The organism is Escherichia sp. E4736 (assembly GCF_005781225.1).
Taxonomy (GTDB): domain Bacteria; phylum Pseudomonadota; class Gammaproteobacteria; order Enterobacterales; family Enterobacteriaceae; genus Escherichia.
Window position 1 is genome coordinate 50,688 of the sequence record NZ_VATT01000012.1, and the last position, 17,530, is coordinate 68,217.

Consider the following 17,530-nt stretch of genomic DNA (forward strand, 5'->3'; position numbering starts at 1 on the left):
ATTACCCTGTAGGCCTGTGCATCCGGCATTTTATAAATTACAGCCACTCTACCCGCAACGACATCTCTGAGGTTGTTGATTCACCCGGCGCAAGCGCAATGAGGTCACCACCTTCCGGGCGATGATGGTCATCCGGCGCATGACTCATCGGCTCCAGACAGAAGAAATCAAACGCATACCCTTTATCAAACGCGGGATCGGAGACAAAGATGAAATAGCACGGCGCAGGCGGCGTCGTTTCCATGATGACGGCGTAACCCTCCTGCGGCTGCTCGATGCGGGCCTGACCATTCCATCCGGCAAAACCATTGTTCACCCACTGGCGCGGCAACGGCGCAAGCTGGTTGAAATCCAGTTCTGGCGGTAACTGCTCGCAAAACTCGCCCGCCAACCACTGCTCCCGCTCCAGCCAGTAACCATTCGCCTGTGCCTGAATCCGCGTTTTCGACGACAACGGAAAATAAGGATGCCAGCCAGTACCAAATGGCAGCGTCTCAGTGCCTTCATTGGTGACAGAGAGCGTGACCGTCAGTGAATCCGCCGTTAAATGAAATGCCTGGCTTACACGATAATGATAAACGCCACAGTGATGTTCATACGCCAGACGCAAACTATCATCGCTGCGCGAGACACATTGCCACTGCCCCAACCAGCCATCGCCGTGTAGATAGTGCGCATCCCACTCAACATTCGGTTGCAGTTGATACTCTCGCTCCTGCCAGACAAATCGGTTACCACTCACCCGGTTTGCAAATGGCACCAGCGGAAAACAAGAGGCATCGGTTGCCACACCGCTTTTTTTACCAGGACGTAGCAGCGGCGTCGTATCGCGCCAGAAGCCTTCGATTACGCCGCCCTGGTCAGAAACGTCCAGCTTTAGCGGCCCGTGAGATAAGGTATAGATGGTCATCCGCTAACTCCTTAATCCGGGAAGTTAATCACAACTTTCCCGCACTTGCCGCTCGCCATCAGTGCGTAGGCATCTCCCGCCTGTTCCAGAGAGAAGCGGTGGGTAATGGCGTTACGTGGCCATAGTTTCCAGTCGGTCAGATCGTGAGCGCATTTTTCCATATGGAACAGACTGGTTACCCAGGAGCCAATAATCCGCCGTTGATGGTGCATCAGATCGGCGCTGACTTCGAACTCCACTTTTCCGGTTTCACCAATGTAAACCACGCGCCCCCAGTCGGCGGTGGATTGCAATGCCAGCAAGCGCCCCGCAGCATTACCGGAACAATCGAGCGCAACATCCGCGCCGCCGTGAGTGAGTTCAGCGATTATCTGCGGCAGACCTTCGGTCGTCGCTAAATAACCGTGATCCATCACCCCTAACTGCTTCGCCATCGCCAGACGTTCCGGCAACATATCAACGCCGATGATCCGTTTTGCACCGCGACCTTTCGCCAGCATCATCGCCATCATGCCGACCGGTCCCAGACCGACCACCAGCACGTTATCGCTGCCGGAGACTTCGCCGCGCAAAATCCCTTCATAGGCCGTGCCAACGCCGCAACTGATAAACGCACCATCTTCGTAACTCAGTGCATCCGGCAGGAGGATCAGATCTTTTTCTTCCGCCAGCAGATATTCGGCATGACCACCGTCACGCTGCCAGCCGTAAGCCGCTTTTCCTTTGCCAGTACAAGAGATAGGAAAGCCGCGGCGGCAGTTCGGGCAAAAACCACAGCCAGAAATGTGATACACCAGCACGCGATCACCCTCTTTAAAATGGCGACAGCCTTGCCCCATCGCCACAATTTGCCCGCACGGCTCATGACCGTTGATAAAGCCCTGGTATAACGGTTTATCGGGCGCCGCCGCCGTGGCGCGGTGTTGATGGTAGATATAGTGGACATCGCTTCCGCAAATCCCGGAGGATTTCATTTTGATCAGCACCTGGTTAATCCCCGGCGTCGGCACCGCAACTTCCCGCAGATCGACGGTCGAATTTCCTGGTAAATAAGCTGCCAGCATCGTTTTCATAAATCCCTCATTAACAATACGATTAATTTTCATCCCTGCCGCACCCGCGCCAGGGGCGTTAAGGTTTAGCGTTTCGCTTTATTGCTTCGCTGGGTCAGCAAGATATTCGCCAGGACTGCCACCACGATGATGACGCCGCGTACCACCTGCTGGAAAAAAGAGTTAATCCCGAGCAATACCAGACCGTTACCGATTAGCGTAATCACCAGCACACCAAGCAATGTACCGAACAGGGAACCGCGACCGCCGGAAAGTGCCGTACCGCCGACCACGACCGCGGCGATGACGTCAAACTCCAGACCGTTTGCGGCACCTGCGTTACCAGAACCAAGACGCGCCGCCAACAAAATGCCGGTCACCGCCGCTAATAATCCCGAAAGGGTAAAGATAAGAATGCGCACCCGACGAACGTTGATGCCGCACAACTGCGCCGCCGTAGCATTACCGCCAACGGCAAAAACCGAGCGCCCGAAGGCGGTTTTGCGGCTGATGAACACAAACAGCGCAAACAACACCATCATGATCAGCGCGGATACCGGCACTCCGAGAAATTGTCCACCCAGCCAGTCCAGTACCTCGTTTTCGTCAATCGGCACTGGCAGGGCGTTAGTCATAAACAGCCCCATTCCGCGCAGGGCGCTCCACAGCCCCAACGTGGCAACGAAACTTGGTACGTTAAACACACCGCGCAGCACCCCGGCCAGCGTTCCCATCAGCGCGCCTAACAGCAACACCAGCAGACAAGCAATCGCCAGCGGAACGTCAAATTGCAGCAAAAATGCCAGGCACACCGAGACAAAAGCCACCATCGGCCCAACGCTGACATCAATTTCCCCGGAGATAATAATCAGCGTCATCGCCCAGGCGGCGATCCCAATGGTAGCGGCATCGCGCAGCACGTTCATTTGGTTATTCAATGAGATAAAGCCAGGCGCGTTCAGGGAGAAGACCAGATACAAAATGGCAATCACCACCAGCAAACCGATCTCATTAATATGGCGACTGACAAATTGTTTGAGCGAGACGCTCTTGCCTTGCGGCAATGGTAATGACGAAGCAGACATCTTCAGGTTCCTCGGTAAAATTCATCAGTGCACAGACAGAATGGCGGACATCAGCTCATCCACATTGACTGGAGAGTGAAACTCCTGCGAGAACGTACCGTGCTGTAACAACAGAATGCGGTCGCACACCAGCGGTAACTCCTCCACTTCACTGGAGATAAACACCACGCTTTTTCCTTCGGCAGCCAGCTCGCGGACAATACGGTAAATCTGCTGTTTGGCTTCGATATCGACGCCGCGCGTTGGCTCGTCGAGCAACAAAATCTGGCTGGCGGCATAGACCCAACGACCGATCACCACTTTTTGCTGATTACCGCCAGAAAGCGTGCCGATGGGTGTTTCGCTACTGGCAGCCTTAACCGTCATCCGCTGCATCACCTCTTCGGTCAGGCGGCGGATGGTGGACCATTGCAGTACGCCGTTGGCGCTGATTTTTTGCCGATTGGTCAGCACTGTATTTTCGTCAACGCCCAGCCAGGGAATGATCCCCGCTTCTTTGCGGTTTTCTGGCGTATAGCCAATGCCGCGTTTCAGCATGTCGCCGTAATCAGGGCACGTGATTTTCTTGCCGTTGATAACAATTTCGCCCTGTTCATACGCTTCCAGCCCAACTATCGCTTTCAGCAATTCACTGCGCCCTGCCCCCAGCAGGCCAGCAATGCCGAGCACTTCGCCACGACGCAGTGAAAAACTGATCTCCGTAAGTTTTGGTCTGTGGCGTAACGCGCGAACTTCCAGTACGGTCTGGTCCGCAATCTCCTGAGCTGCAACCGGTGCAATATCAACGTGATCGCGCCCAAGCATCAACGACACAATATGGCGAGTTGAGGTGTTTTCGAGCATCACATCGCCCGCCACCTGCCCGTCGCGCATGACGGTGGCACAGGAAGCGATACGGCGGATTTCCTCCATCCTGTGGCTGACGTAAATCACCGCCACGCCCAGTGCCGACATTTTTTTCACGGCGCTGATCACCAGTTCAACTTCCGCACTGGCAAGCGAGCTGGTGGGTTCATCAAGGATGACCACGCGCGGCTCGCCCTTCATCACCCGCGCAATTTCCACCAGTTGCTTTTGCGCCGGGCTTAGCGTTGAAACAAGTTGTTCAGGGCTAACGTCAACGCCCAGCGCCTGTAAGCAACGTTGGGCATCCTGCGCCATTTGCGGGTAATCAATCATGCCGTTGCGGCGAGGCCATTGACCAAGGCAGAGGTTTTCTGCCACCGTCAGCCCTTCCACCAGACTTAATTCCTGATAAACCGCGCGTACCCCCAGTTCAGCGGCACGGCGAGTCAGCGTAGCTTCGTCGCCTTCCAGTCGCGTCTCGCCAATCCAGATATCACCGCTATCCGGACGTTCGCTACCGGTAAGCATTCGAATGAGGGTCGATTTTCCCGCACCGTTTTTGCCTAACAGCGCGCGAACTTCGCCTTTATTGAGCGTGAAGTTAACGTTATCCAGCGCAACGACGCCGGGGTAACGCTTATTTCCTGCCACCACTTTTGCTACCGGGACTGCCTCTGTTGCCGTGAACATAGGGACCTCTGCGAATCAGCTATTAGGGCAGACCATCAACGTGCGTTGCCAGCCACTGTTTACCGTCTTCAGTTTTGGTATAGAGATCGATTGGCACCTGAATCACTTTTTCACCGTCGGCTTGTTTATTGATAACCTTCAATGTTTGCGCGAAAACAGCATTGCCCATTTTCTTACCGGAAATATCCACTACCGCTTTCAGCACCTGGTTGTTTTCCAGCTCCTGAGCAATTTCAGTGGTCATGTCCGAACCGAAAACGGCAATTTTTCCGGCCTGATTTTGATTGCGTACTGCTTTTACCGCACCGAGTGTCGCTCCGCCCGATTCCCCCATAATGGCGTTGAGATCTGGCGTGGAGATAATCAGTTTTTCACCGACAGAAATCGCTTTATCTAAAACAGTCCCTTCCTGATTAGCGACAATTTGCGCGCCGGGAACGCGGGCTTTTAATACTTCTTCAAACCCTTTACGTCGTTGCACACAAACTTCAAAGGCTTCGCAATTGATGACGGCAATTTTCGGCTGGTCAATTTTGTTGGCAATAAAATAATCGGCGGCAGCGTTACCCAGTTTTTTACCAAATTCCAGCGGGTCACCAACCAGGTATGCCGAGACATATTTATCGACACCCTTTTGATTAATACAGGTGTTGTAGCAAATCACCGGAATACCCGCTTCACTGGCGCGACGAACGGTACGGCTACTACCATTTTCAGACACTGCCGATAAAATAATGGCATCGACATTACGCGCCACGAGGGTATCTACAAAAGTACTTTCTTTCGAAATATCGCCCTGGGCGTTAGTTTCAATTAACTGTACCTGTACTGAAGAATCTTTTGCCGCATCCTGAACGCCCTGACGCACTCCAGCGTAATATCCCTGGGTATCAAGGTATATTGCGCCAATGGTCATTTCTTTATCCGCAGCGTTGGCAAATAGTGCGCTACCTAATAGCGTAGCCATTAATAATAGATTACGGGTTGTTCTCATTTTTTTAGGCATAGTGCCTCCTGTAGGGTTTTTATTTACAACGGCTTATTTTAATTATTTGAGCGTGAGCGGCAGCGCGTGCCGCTCAAATATTACAGTTAATAGGGTTTAGTGAACGCGGTTAAAAATAAAAGGCATCACGGTGGTGAATAATGCCGCTTTCGGCCAGGCCGGATTAATCGCAGTCAATTCAGCGCGAGCAGATTCGTATTGCGCAATCTCCCCTAGTCCCGCGGCCGCCAGCATCGCCACCATCAGGCATTTTTCTTTATGCTGCTGTTGTAAATCGCCATACAGCGACAGCAAGTCAGGTTGCGAGACGGCAAAGAAATCCGCCTCGATACTGGTTTTCGCCATCTCTTGCGCCCACTGTTTCATTTCACTAAACAGTTGCTGTGCGGTTTGTTGTTCGCCCAGCAGTCGCAGCGCCATTCCTTGCCAGAAGAGATAATCAACCGGCTGATCGTTGTAATAACTGTGGATGTTAATGGTACGATCGCCGGTCGCCGCCAGACGTAAACAACGCGTCGCTTCAGTTTCATCGCCCTGAGCTTTGGCACATATCGCCTGCCAGAACCAGATGTCGTTGTCAGTTTGCCCCGGTAAACGGCCTTCGCTTAAATTCTCCGGATAGTGCAGCGCGGCATGAAGCAGTTCGCTGGCCTGCTGCGGTTGTCTGGCATCAAGGTGTTGCCAGGCGCGTAACATTTGGTTAAGGATAAACTGACTGGTGACCTTCCCTTCCCCGCCTTCCCACGGGTGGAATTTTCGCGTGGCGAGAATATCCGCCGCTTTGTCGGCCTGACCTGTGAGATGCCACAAATTGAGCAGTTCTGCGGTCATGTCGTCGCGTTTCAGAGCAATTTCCAGATTATTTTCCAGACGTGCCAGTCGTTTCTCCGGTGTGGCTCCGCTTAACTTATCCAGCAAATCCCGTTCGAAAAGCAGACGTGCATCCTGCGGCGCAAGCTGATAAGCATTATCAAGATAACGCGCGGCCAGCTCATAATCGTGTTGCTTATTCCACGCATGGATCGCTAACCCACGCCAGCCGTCGGCAAACTCCGGTGACATCTCTACGCAACGCAGCCATAAAGTAATGGCTTTGTTGTAGCTACGCTTGTTGTAATAGAAGCAGGCCAGTAAATGACGGGCAAACCAGCACTCTTCAATACTCTCCAGCGCCGCCACTTCTTCCAGCGTATTCGGGAAACGGACAAACTGTGGGAAGACATCAATGGCTTTTGCGACCAGTTCGCCGCGTTCGGCTTTCGGCAGCAAGCTGGCTTGCAGGTAAAGCGGAAGCGTGCGCTGGCAGTCCAGTACGTTCAGCATCTCTGCCGCCAGGGCGGGCATTCCCCAGTTAATCAGTTGCCCGGCGGTCATCAGGGCGTTAACGTCGCGTCCCTGACACAGACCGCGCCACTGCGCGAGGGCTGATTCGCTACGACCATCGAACCAGTTCAGCCACCACAGAGTGGCGTTCAGCGGATAATCACGCAGCAGTTTCTCGCGCTGCAAACGCGCGTTGTCCTGACGACCACTTAACACCAGCAGCAGGTTATGCAGGCAAAGCACTTCCTGATTGGTTGGGCAGGCGCGAAGACTTTGTTGGCAAAAATCCAGACCCGCGTCGAAGTTACCATTGCGCGCCGCCAGCCGTGCCAGACCATAATAGCCGCCCGCTTTACTATTGCCGCTCCAGACCGCACGCCAGAAATCCTCTTCGGCCTGTTGATATTGTCCCTGACGTTCATAAGCACTGGCGCGAATCAAACTTGCCTGTCCACACTGCGGGTTTTTGTTCAGCGCATGTGCGCGTTTCAGCGCCTGACTGGCATACGCCACCGCTTGCGGGAAATCTGCGCGGTTATATTCCAGCATCGCCAGCGCCAGGTTACAGCGATAATCCAGCGGGTCCAGCGCCACGCCGCGCAGGTAGTAATCGAACGGTGAACGACTGGCGTGATGATATTGCTCCAGATGCTGACCGATAAACCAGGCTTCATCTGTACTGGCAATGTCTTGTGCAGCCAGTGGCGCTTTGGCAACGTCCGGCAACGGCAACTCTTGCGGCTGATGTTCCTGATAACTCAGTACAATATTGCCGTCAGCATCGGAAAGTTCGATGGTCAGTCTGTCAGGATTGATACCGTGCAACACGCCCTGGATGGCGGTCGCTGGTGTCAGGGCCACGGCATCATCGAGCAACGCGTTGCATTTGCCGATTTCGCGGATCGCCAGACGATATCCACTCAACGGGGAGATGGCATACAGCCCCCACTCAATCCCCCGCTCGCTACGCTGGAGTTTTATCACCGCATCGCGGGAGGCATTTTGCACCATACCCAGAGAATGATAAGGCAGGAAATACTGCTCGAAACGCTTCTCTTCGTAAGCATCAAGCCAGGTAAAATCGGGCTGGTTATCGGCAAAAATACCGGTCATCAGCTCGATATACGGACCGTTATTGTCGGTCAGACTCTTATCCCACGCCTGGCCAAATTCACTGTGTCCCCAGCTCCACTGTTTTTTACCTGGCGCAATATGGTGGTTGGCAACGTGCAGCAAACCGCCATCTTCATCGTGACACCACGCGCCGACAAAATCGTACTGCGATTTTTCAGCCATATACGAAGTCGGCACTGGCACATTTTTATAGCGAGAAATGTCCACTCCGGCGGAGTAGTCCACTTTGTAGTAGGTGCCGGTGGCGATGGGGAAAGCTGAAACAGCCCGTTTGCCGTGATCAAACACCGCAGTCACATCCGGCGGGAAAACGCTCTGATGCCCTTCACCACCTTTCACTGCCGGGTTGGCCCACCACAAGAAATGACGCGGCGTGGCGTTGCCGTTATAGACGCGGCTGGCGATTTCCAGCGCTGCCCGGTCAGGGCGCAGTGTGAAACCAGTCATCACTTGTAAACCGTGCATCGGCTCCGTTTCGCCGACCCACACCGTCTGTGCGCCGTCGTCATGGGCTTCGATGGTGAAATCAACGGGCATAAAGGTGGTCGGGCGATGGTGTTGTGGCCAGTTAAACTCAATCCCGCCCGAAATCCACGGCCCCAGCAGCCCCACCAGCGCCGGCTTAATGACTTCATTGTGATAGACAAAATCTCGCTGTTTCACTTTATCCCATGCGCGATGCACGCGACCGCCCAGTTCCGGCAGGATCATCACTTTGATGTAGTCGTTTTCCAGCCACACCGCCTGCCAGGATTTCAGGGTTTTCTGCTCGCTCAGCGTATCGGTCACGCCATAGGGATAAACCGCGCCGGACGATCCCTGATAAACGCGATTTTCCAGGAACATGGGATGTATATCCTGCGGCCCGGTTTCATAGGTCGGGATCTCAACGCGCTCTTGCCACACTTTTACTGGGGTCATGGTGCCCTCAATATTAACAAGACATACTGAATTAAAAGATTTGTGGCAGTGTATTGAACAATCTGGCAATGTTTTCGCGGAATAATCACGCAATTAACTAAACAAGGTTTAGTGAAGATGAGAGCCTGCATTAACAATCAACAGATCCGCCACCATAACAAATGCGTGATTCTGGGACTGCTGTACCGGCAAAAGCGCGCCAATAAATCAACGCTGGCCCGGCTGGCGCAAATTTCGATTCCGGCGGTCAGTAATATTTTGCAGGAACTGGAAAGCGAAAAACGGGTGGTGAATATCGACGATGAAAGCCAGACGCGCGGGCATAGTAGCGGTACATGGCTGATTGCGCCGGAAGGTGACTGGACGCTGTGCCTGAACGTGACGCCCACCAGCATTGAGTGCCAGGTCGCTAACGCTTGTTTAAGTCCGAAAGGCGAATTTGAATATTTTCAGATTGATGCACCGACACCGCAGGCACTGCTGTCCGAAATCGAAAAATGCTGGCATCGTCATCGCAAACTGTGGCCGGGCCGCACCATCAACCTGGCGCTGGCAATTCACGGTCAGGTTGATCCGGTAACTGGTGTATCGCAAACCATGCCGCAAGCACCGTGGACCACGCCAGTTGAGGTGAAGTATCTGCTGGAAGAGAAGCTGGGCATTCGGGTGATGGTCGATAATGACTGCGTGATGCTGGCGCTGGCGGAGAAATGGCAAAATAATTCGCAGGGACGGGATTTCTGCGTGATCAACGTTGATTACGGCATTGGCTCGTCGTTCGTGATTAACGAGCAAATTTATCGCGGTAGTTTGTATGGTAGCGGGCAGATTGGTCACACCATTGTTAATCCGGATGGCGTCGCCTGCGACTGTGGACGTTATGGCTGCCTGGAAACCGTCGCCTCGTTAAGCGCATTAAAAAAACAGGCGCGAGTATGGCTAAAATCACAACCTGGCAATACTCAACTTGATCCAGAAAAACTGACTACAGCGCAATTAATCGCTGCCTGGCAGAGTGAAGAACCGTGGGTCACCAGCTGGGTTGACCGCAGTGCCAACGCCATTGGTTTGAGTCTGTATAACTTCCTCAACATCCTAAATATTAATCAGATTTGGTTGTATGGCCGCAGCTGTGCCTTTGGTGAGAACTGGCTTAATACCATTATTCGCCAGACAGGATTTAACCCGTTTGACCGCGACGAAGGACCGAGCGTGAAAGCGACGCAAATTGGCTTTGGGCAATTAAGCCGCGCACAACAGGTGCTGGGGATAGGTTATTTGTATGTTGAGGCGCAGTTACGACAGATTTGATGGCGCGATAACGTAACAAGGCTTCCCGAAGGAAGCCTTGACGATCACAAACGTAAGATTGCCTGATGCGCTACGCTTATCAGGCCTACACGGATATTGCAATATATTGAATTTGCAAATTTTTGTAGGCCGGATAAGGCGTTCACGCCGCATCCGGCATGAACAACGAGCACGTTGTCAGCAAATCACCGTTTCTCTTATGCGTAAACCGGGTAACGTGCGCAGATGTCGAGAACTTTACCTTTGATGCGCTCGATAACCGCTTCATCATTGATGCTGTCCAGCACGTCACACATCCAGCCAGCCAGTTCTTTCGCTTCTGCTTCTTTGAAGCCACGACGCGTAATCGCCGGAGTACCTACACGAATACCAGAAGTTACAAACGGGCTCTTCGGATCGTTCGGTACGCTGTTTTTGTTCACGGTGATATTGGCACGGCCCAGAGCGGCGTCTGCTTCTTTACCGGTCAGGTTTTTATCAACCAGATCAACCAGGAACAGGTGGTTATCAGTACCGCCAGAAACCACTTTGTAGCCGCGCTCCAGGAACACTTCTACCATCGCTTTGGCGTTTTTCGCGACCTGCTGCTGGTAAGTTTTGAACTCAGGCTCCATCGCTTCTTTCAGCGCTACTGCTTTACCCGCAATAACGTGCATCAGCGGACCGCCCTGACCACCAGGGAAAACGGCAGAGTTCAGTTTTTTGTACAGTTCTTCGCTACCGCCTTTCGCCAGGATCAGGCCGCCGCGCGGACCCGCCAGGGTTTTGTGAGTGGTGGTAGTCACTACGTGAGCATGAGGAACCGGGTTCGGGTAGACGCCAGCAGCAACCAGGCCCGCAACGTGCGCCATATCAACGAACAGGTAAGCACCGATGCTGTCAGCGATTTCACGCATTTTCGCCCAGTCAACCACGCCGGAATATGCAGAGAAGCCACCGATAATCATTTTCGGTTTGTGTTCTTTGGCTTGTTTTTCCAGATCGGCGTAGTCGATATGACCGGTAGCATCGATACCGTAAGGAACGATGTTGTACAGTTTACCGGAGAAGTTAACCGGAGAACCGTGAGTCAGGTGACCGCCATGCGCCAGGTTCATACCCAGAACGGTATCACCTGGTTCCAGCAGCGCGGTGTAGACCGCAAAGTTAGCCTGGGAGCCGGAGTGCGGCTGAACGTTAGCGTAATCAGCGCCGAACAGCTCTTTCGCACGATCGATCGCCAGTTGTTCAACGATATCAACATACTCGCAACCGCCGTAGTAGCGCTTGCCCGGATAACCTTCAGCATATTTATTGGTCAGCTGAGAACCCTGCGCCTGCATTACGCGCGGGCTGGTGTAGTTTTCGGAGGCGATCAGTTCGATGTGCTCTTCCTGACGTACTTTTTCCTGCTCCATAGCCTGCCACAGTTCGGCATCATAATCGGCAATGTTCATTTCACGCTTTAACATCCGCATCTCCTGACTCAGCTAACAATAAAATTTTTTCGCCTAATTTTGGCGGTCCTGATGGACAACGGCGAACAGTATAACCGAATCATTGTGCGATAACAGGTCTTGACAAAGGAATTTACGCAAACGATTACCTTCAAGCTATGCAAGGCTTTGGAGAATAAAGGGCCTGCAACCGGAAACGGATTTCTTTTCAGGTTTGTGATGCAAATTTTTCACTTCATCACATTCTTGATGAAAAACACCAAAAGAACCATTTACAGTGCAGGGCTATTTTTTATAAGATGCATTTGAGATACATCAATTAAGATGCAAAAAAAGGAAGACCATATGCTTGACGCTCAAACCATCGCTACAGTAAAAGCCACCATCCCTTTACTGGTGGAAACAGGGCCAAAGTTAACCGCCCATTTCTACGACCGTATGTTTACTCATAACCCAGAACTCAAAGAAATTTTTAACATGAGTAACCAGCGTAATGGCGATCAACGTGAAGCCCTGTTTAACGCTATTGCCGCCTACGCCAGTAATATTGAAAACCTGCCTGCGCTGCTGCCAGCGGTAGAAAAAATCGCGCAGAAGCACACCAGTTTCCAGATCAAACCGGAACAGTACAACATCGTCGGCGAACACCTGTTGGCGACCCTGGACGAAATGTTCAGCCCAGGCCAGGAAGTGCTGGACGCGTGGGGTAAAGCCTATGGCGTACTGGCTAATGTATTTATCAATCGCGAGGCGGAAATCTATAACGAAAACGCCAGCAAAGCCGGTGGCTGGGAAGGTACTCGCGATTTCCGCATTGTGGCTAAAACGCCGCGCAGCGCACTGATCACTAGCTTCGAACTGGAACCGGTCGACGGTGGCGCAGTGGCAGAATACCGTCCAGGACAGTATCTCGGCGTTTGGCTGAAACCAGAAGGTTTCCCGCATCAGGAAATTCGTCAGTACTCTTTGACTCGCAAACCTGATGGCAAAGGCTATCGTATTGCGGTGAAACGCGAAGATGGCGGGCAGGTATCCAACTGGCTGCACAATCACGCCAACGTTGGCGATGTCGTGAAACTGGTCGCTCCGGCGGGTGATTTCTTTATGGATGTGGCAGATGACACGCCGGTAACACTGATCTCTGCGGGTGTAGGGCAAACGCCAATGCTGGCAATGCTCGACACGCTGGCAAAAACAGGCCACACAGCACAAGTGAACTGGTTCCACGCGGCAGAAAATGGCGATGTTCACGCCTTTGCTGATGAAGTTAAGGAACTGGGGCAAGCACTACCGCGCTTTACCGCGCATACCTGGTATCGCGAGCCGAGCGAAGCCGATCGCGCTAAAGGTCAGTTTGATAGCGAAGGCCTGATGGATTTGAGCAAACTGGAAGGTGCGTTCAGCGATCCGGCCATGCAGTTCTATCTCTGCGGTCCGGTTGGCTTCATGCAGTTTGCCGCGAAACAGTTAGTGGACCTGGGTGTGAAGCAGGAAAACATTCATTACGAATGCTTTGGCCCGCATAAAGTGCTGTGATTTGATGTTGCCGGATGGAAACATCCGGCAACCATGACGCGGTTTAAATCGCCGCGTCGTCCTCTTCGCCGGTACGAATACGAATGACCCGTGCCACGTCGAAGACGAAAATTTTACCATCACCAATTTTGCCGGTTTGCGCCGTACGAATAATCGTGTCTACGCAGATATCTACAATGTCGTCTGGCACGACGATCTCAATTTTCACCTTCGGCAGAAAATCCACCATATATTCCGCACCGCGATACAACTCAGTGTGGCCTTTCTGACGCCCAAAGCCTTTCACTTCGGTCACGGTCATGCCGGTAATACCGACTTCGGCCAGTGCTTCACGGACATCGTCCAGCTTGAAGGGTTTAATAATCGCATCAATCTTTTTCATGCTATTCCTTGAAAAGGTCGCCTGTCTTTTGATCTGCTAAACGTAACACATTACACCGATTCATTCCTTGAAATCGTTTGCATCCAGCTCGTGTCGGGAAAGCAGTTTATAAAATTCTGTCCGGTTGCGCCCCGCCATTCTCGCCGCGTGAGTGACGTTGCCTTTAGTGATTTGCAGCAGCTTGCGCAGGTAGTTGAGTTCAAACTGATTACGCGCCTCAACAAAGGTGGGCAGCGCCGTGTTTTCGCCCTCCAGCGCCTGCTCCACCAGCGCATCACTAATCACCGGAGATGATGTCAGCGCCACACACTGTTCAATCACGTTCACCAACTGGCGCACATTTCCCGGCCAGCTGGCAGTCATCAGGCGTTTCATCGCATCGGTGGAGAACGCGCGGACAAACGGTTTATGCCGTATTGCTGCCTGACGCAACAAGTGATTTGCCAGCAGCGGAATGTCTTCCGTGCGCTCCGCCAGTGCCGGAATTTTCAGGCTGACAACGTTGAGGCGGTAATAGAGATCTTCACGGAATTCCCCGCGCGCCATCGCTTTTGGCAGGTCGCGGTGAGTCGCAGAAATAATCCGCACGTCGATATCAATATCGCGGTTACTGCCCAGCGGACGGACTTTTCGTTCCTGCAATACGCGCAGCAATTTGACCTGCAAAGGTGCGGGCATATCGCCAATCTCATCGAGAAACAGCGTACCGCCTTCCGCCGCCTGGAATAAACCTTCGCGATTGCTGACGGCACCAGTAAACGCGCCGCGTGCATGACCAAACAGCTCCGACTCCAGCAACTGCTCGGGCAATGCGCCACAGTTAATGGCAATAAACGGCTTGCTGTTACGCGGGCTGGCGTTGTGGATAGCCTGGGCAAAAATCTCTTTCCCGGTGCCGCTCTGACCGTTAATCAAAACGCTAACGTCTGATTGCGCCACCAGCCGCGCCTGTTCCAGCAAGCGCAGCATCAGCGGGCTGCGAGTGACAATCGCCTCGCGCCAATGTTCGTCGGTGGCTGGGGCAGATTGCTCCAGTGCATCATCAATTGCCTGATATAGCGCGTCTTTATCAACGGGCTTGGTGAGGAAACTAAACACGCCCTGCTGTGTCGCGGCAACGGCATCGGGAATGGAGCCATGCGCGGTGAGGATGATTACCGGCATACCTGGCTGCACTTTCTGGATTTCAGCAAATAGTTGCATACCATCCATTTCATCCATCCGCAGGTCGCTGATGACTAAATCCACTTTTTCACGATTCAGTATCCGCAGCCCCTCGGCACCACTTTCTGCCGTGACCACGCTGTAGCCTTCGCTGGTCAGGCGCAGGCCAAGTAATTTCAGTAATCCCGGATCGTCATCGACCAATAATAAATGCGCAGGTTTATGGCTCATCAGGGGTGACCTCATTGGTAGATGGCGCGGTTTTTTCACTCTCGTGCGGCGTGTCCGGTGGAAAATTTCCGGCCGGTTTGCGAGTCGAGAGTTGGCGTTCAATATCCGTCAGGTTCTCCAGCTTGCGGGTGGTAAGTTCCAGTTGTTGCTGTAGAACGTGATGTTGCTGGCGAAGGGCGTCCAGTTCGCTGTCGCTGGATTGCTGGAGTTTACTGTAACGTTGGCGCTCTTCCGCCAGTTGCAGTTGCAGCGCCTGTCCGTCGCGCCAGAGTTGATACAACGGGCGAACCTGCGCCGGGATCTCAGTACTTAACGCATCAATGCGCGCAACCAGTTGGCGGCGCTCAAAAGGCGTGATTTTGGCATCGGCAAGCAAAATCCCCTGCTTAAAGGTATTTTGCCAGCTGCCATCACCATACTTGCGCGCTTCCTGACGCGACTGCGCTGGCATTAAGCGGTTGGCGCAATCCATCGCCCGTAGCCAGTAAAGCGGGTTAGTTTCAGTTGATTTACCTTGCAGCGCCCAGATGTCGCTACATTCAGTAGAAAGATAATCAGCCAGTTGATAAACCGGGATTTTTTCTTCTACTGGCGCATTAATGGCTGGCTTATTGTGATTCTGCACGCAGCCCAGCAGCGCCAGACAAGGCAACCCCGCCAGCCACAGCCGTCGGGATAAAAATCGTTGAAAAATGTGTCGCATATTCACCAGACTCAGAGCCTATCCCAGTGGGCGTAATTGTTGCAGGCAGTTTGGATACGGACAGCGCGGAGAAACCGGAGCGTACACGTAGTACGTGAGGATTTCGAGCACTGCCCGGGGCCGAACTGGCAAATAAAATAGCCTAATGGGATAGGCCTTAACATTATTTCGTGTTTTTCGACGAAGGCAATTCAATGCGGAAGCAAACGTCTTGCCCGCTCTCGTCGACCAGATACAGTTCCCCCTGCATACGGCGAATACAATCCCTGGCAATGCTTAATCCCAGACCGCTCCCCTTCACCGCCCCTTTTCGCTGGTGACTTCCCTGAAAAAAGGGTTCGAAGATCATGGCGCGTTCCTCTTGCGGAATGGGCGTGCCTGTATTGATGACATCAATATAAACCCGTGCGCCATGTAAACTGCTGCGAAGGCAAATGTTACCGGATTCAGCCCCGTAGTGCACCGCATTGGAGTAAAGATTATCCAGCACGCTCATCAGCAACATGGGTTCCGCCAGGCATGCTGTTGCCTTGAGATCAACGTCGGTATGCATCATTTTAGTCCGAGCTGGCAGACTGTGAGCGGAAACTACCGTCTCCACCAACGGTGCTAACTCAACATTCTCCAGTTCCACCGCGCCATCTGCCTGTTTACGGTTGTAATCAAGCAGTTGTTCTATAAGTTTTTGCAAATTGCGGCTGCTGCTATCAAGGATGCTCACCACCTCTTTTTGCTCTGGCGTAAGCGGCCCGACAACCTGGTCAGCCAGTAATTCAGTGCCCTCGCGCATACTCGCCAGTGGCGTTTTTAATTCATGAGATAAATGTCTTAAAAATTGATGGCGCTGGGATTCCAGCCATGACAGGCGTTCACTTAACCAAAGAATACGTTGCCCTACCGAGCGTAACTCGCTCGGTCCACTAAACGAGACGCTATTACCCAGTGAGCGTCCTTCCCCCAGACGGTTGATCATCCGCTCGATATTTTTCACCGGACCAATAATCATTCGGGTGAAAAGCAGCACCATTATCAGACTCACCAGAAACAACACCAGTGACTGCCAGCCGAAATACTGTCCGCGTTCGGCTATCTCTCGCTGGAGTTGCTGCCCGCGTGAAAACACCACGGTGCGCGTGGCCTGTACCATTTCGGCATTGGCATTGGCAAAAGCTTCCAGACGCGCGGCAGCCGCCGCATCCGGCCCACTGTTGTTACACTGGAGTTGGGCAAGATTGTTCAAATCCTGACGCAATGCCTGGTAAAGTTTATCGTCCGGCAGCACGCCAGCGTGGGCATCGAGCATTTCGCTGTAACGTTTACGCTGGCTTTGATAGACCTTCGCCAGGGTTGAGTCGTCCAGCACGCAATACTGACGGTAGCTACGCTCCATCTCCAGTGCCGCATTAGTCATTGCCTCACTGCGCCGGGCGTCAATAAGCGTTGTGCGATTGACCAGCGCCGCCTGATCGCTAAGCGCATTAAGGCTTTGCCAGGCTTGCCATGCCAGTACCAGCAGAGGCAGCAGAATCAGCAAGAATGCCAGCATGACTAATTGTCGTAATGAACGGGGAAAAACAGGCCAGCGTTTCAAGGTGTTACTCTCGTCAGACGCGAATAGCCTGATGCTAACCGAGGGGGAGTTCAGATACAACAAAGCCGGGAATTACCCGGCTTTGTTGTGGAATAAGGCGGTGCCTAACTCGACGTTTCGCCCGATGGTTGATATAGCTACGCTGATATCAGAAGTTGGACGGCAGGCACCTTGTTGTGCGTCATTCGAATTTTATGTAGCACGTCCCG

Annotated in this window: 13 protein-coding genes; 2 read left to right on the top strand and 11 right to left on the bottom strand. The window is 52.9% G+C overall.

Translation table 11 applies throughout. The features are described from left to right. Window positions 1–37: 37 nt before the first annotated feature. The 6 genes from FEK46_RS08925 to FEK46_RS08950 form a co-directional block, all read right to left on the bottom strand. On the bottom strand, window positions 38–910 hold the full coding sequence (locus FEK46_RS08925) for an aldose 1-epimerase (RefSeq protein ID WP_135559323.1): 873 nt from the start codon (window positions 908–910) through the stop codon (window positions 38–40). Window positions 911–921: 11 nt separating this feature from the next. Further along, complete coding sequence (locus FEK46_RS08930; RefSeq protein ID WP_000700809.1) at window positions 922–2,016, bottom strand: zinc-binding dehydrogenase; 1,095 nt, start codon at window positions 2,014–2,016, stop codon at window positions 922–924. A gap of 32 nt (window positions 2,017–2,048) precedes the next feature. Continuing rightward, a complete protein-coding gene (locus FEK46_RS08935; RefSeq protein ID WP_130260411.1) occupies window positions 2,049–3,047 on the bottom strand; it encodes an ABC transporter permease in 999 nt (332 codons plus the stop codon). A 24-nt stretch (window positions 3,048–3,071) separates the two neighbouring features. Continuing rightward, on the bottom strand, window positions 3,072–4,583 hold the full coding sequence (locus FEK46_RS08940; protein WP_135559322.1) for a sugar ABC transporter ATP-binding protein: 1,512 nt from the start codon (window positions 4,581–4,583) through the stop codon (window positions 3,072–3,074). A gap of 22 nt (window positions 4,584–4,605) precedes the next feature. After that, complete coding sequence (locus FEK46_RS08945; RefSeq protein WP_105268353.1) at window positions 4,606–5,589, bottom strand: substrate-binding domain-containing protein; 984 nt, start codon at window positions 5,587–5,589, stop codon at window positions 4,606–4,608. A gap of 96 nt (window positions 5,590–5,685) precedes the next feature. Beyond that, the gene (locus FEK46_RS08950) at window positions 5,686–8,967 is read right to left on the bottom strand and encodes a DUF5107 domain-containing protein (protein WP_135490556.1); all 3,282 of its coding nucleotides are present in this window, start codon (window positions 8,965–8,967) and stop codon (window positions 5,686–5,688) included. Between the two features lie 117 nt (window positions 8,968–9,084). Here FEK46_RS08950 and FEK46_RS08955 point away from each other — a divergent pair, with 117 nt between their 5' ends. Then, window positions 9,085–10,278: an ROK family protein gene (locus tag FEK46_RS08955; RefSeq protein WP_135559321.1), complete on the top strand. Its 1,194-nt coding sequence runs from the start codon at window positions 9,085–9,087 to the stop codon at window positions 10,276–10,278. A 197-nt stretch (window positions 10,279–10,475) separates the two neighbouring features. Here the strand turns inward: FEK46_RS08955 and glyA are convergent, their stop codons facing one another. Beyond that, window positions 10,476–11,729 (bottom strand): serine hydroxymethyltransferase, encoded by a 1,254-nt coding sequence (gene glyA, locus FEK46_RS08960; RefSeq protein WP_000919159.1) that lies wholly within the window; start codon window positions 11,727–11,729, stop codon window positions 10,476–10,478. 330 nt (window positions 11,730–12,059) lie between these two features. Here glyA and hmpA point away from each other — a divergent pair, with 330 nt between their 5' ends. Continuing rightward, complete coding sequence (gene hmpA / locus FEK46_RS08965; RefSeq protein WP_135559320.1) at window positions 12,060–13,250, top strand: NO-inducible flavohemoprotein; 1,191 nt, start codon at window positions 12,060–12,062, stop codon at window positions 13,248–13,250. A 43-nt stretch (window positions 13,251–13,293) separates the two neighbouring features. Here the strand turns inward: hmpA and glnB are convergent, their stop codons facing one another. From glnB to qseE, 4 genes are all read right to left on the bottom strand, one after another. Beyond that, window positions 13,294–13,632, bottom strand: coding sequence for a nitrogen regulatory protein P-II (gene glnB / locus FEK46_RS08970; protein WP_000717691.1), 339 nt, complete (start codon window positions 13,630–13,632; stop codon window positions 13,294–13,296). Window positions 13,633–13,692: 60 nt separating this feature from the next. Continuing rightward, window positions 13,693–15,027 carry a two-component system response regulator GlrR gene (glrR, locus tag FEK46_RS08975; RefSeq protein WP_135559319.1) on the bottom strand — a complete coding sequence of 445 codons (1,335 nt, stop codon included), beginning with the start codon at window positions 15,025–15,027 and terminating at the stop codon, window positions 13,693–13,695. After that, window positions 15,017–15,730 carry a two-component system QseEF-associated lipoprotein QseG gene (qseG, locus tag FEK46_RS08980; RefSeq protein ID WP_135559318.1) on the bottom strand — a complete coding sequence of 238 codons (714 nt, stop codon included), beginning with the start codon at window positions 15,728–15,730 and terminating at the stop codon, window positions 15,017–15,019. The genes glrR and qseG overlap by 11 nt, the downstream gene beginning before the upstream one ends. Window positions 15,731–15,893: 163 nt before the next feature. After that, window positions 15,894–17,321, bottom strand: coding sequence for a two component system sensor histidine kinase QseE/GlrK (gene qseE / locus FEK46_RS08985; RefSeq protein ID WP_130214661.1), 1,428 nt, complete (start codon window positions 17,319–17,321; stop codon window positions 15,894–15,896). Window positions 17,322–17,530 lie beyond the last annotated feature (209 nt).

Coding starts and splice junctions, on each gene's coding strand:
- FEK46_RS08925 (WP_135559323.1), bottom strand. CDS start 910: ATGACCATCTATACCTTATCTCACGGGCCGCTAAAGCTGGACGTTTCT.
- FEK46_RS08930 (WP_000700809.1), bottom strand. CDS start 2,016: ATGAAAATTAATCGTATTGTTAATGAGGGATTTATGAAAACGATGCTG.
- FEK46_RS08935 (WP_130260411.1), bottom strand. CDS start 3,047: ATGTCTGCTTCGTCATTACCATTGCCGCAAGGCAAGAGCGTCTCGCTC.
- FEK46_RS08940 (WP_135559322.1), bottom strand. CDS start 4,583: ATGTTCACGGCAACAGAGGCAGTCCCGGTAGCAAAAGTGGTGGCAGGA.
- FEK46_RS08945 (WP_105268353.1), bottom strand. CDS start 5,589: ATGCCTAAAAAAATGAGAACAACCCGTAATCTATTATTAATGGCTACG.
- FEK46_RS08950 (WP_135490556.1), bottom strand. CDS start 8,967: ATGACCCCAGTAAAAGTGTGGCAAGAGCGCGTTGAGATCCCGACCTAT.
- FEK46_RS08955 (WP_135559321.1), top strand. CDS start 9,085: ATGAGAGCCTGCATTAACAATCAACAGATCCGCCACCATAACAAATGC.
- glyA (WP_000919159.1), bottom strand. CDS start 11,729: ATGTTAAAGCGTGAAATGAACATTGCCGATTATGATGCCGAACTGTGG.
- hmpA (WP_135559320.1), top strand. CDS start 12,060: ATGCTTGACGCTCAAACCATCGCTACAGTAAAAGCCACCATCCCTTTA.
- glnB (WP_000717691.1), bottom strand. CDS start 13,632: ATGAAAAAGATTGATGCGATTATTAAACCCTTCAAGCTGGACGATGTC.
- glrR (WP_135559319.1), bottom strand. CDS start 15,027: ATGAGCCATAAACCTGCGCATTTATTATTGGTCGATGACGATCCGGGA.
- qseG (WP_135559318.1), bottom strand. CDS start 15,730: ATGCGACACATTTTTCAACGATTTTTATCCCGACGGCTGTGGCTGGCG.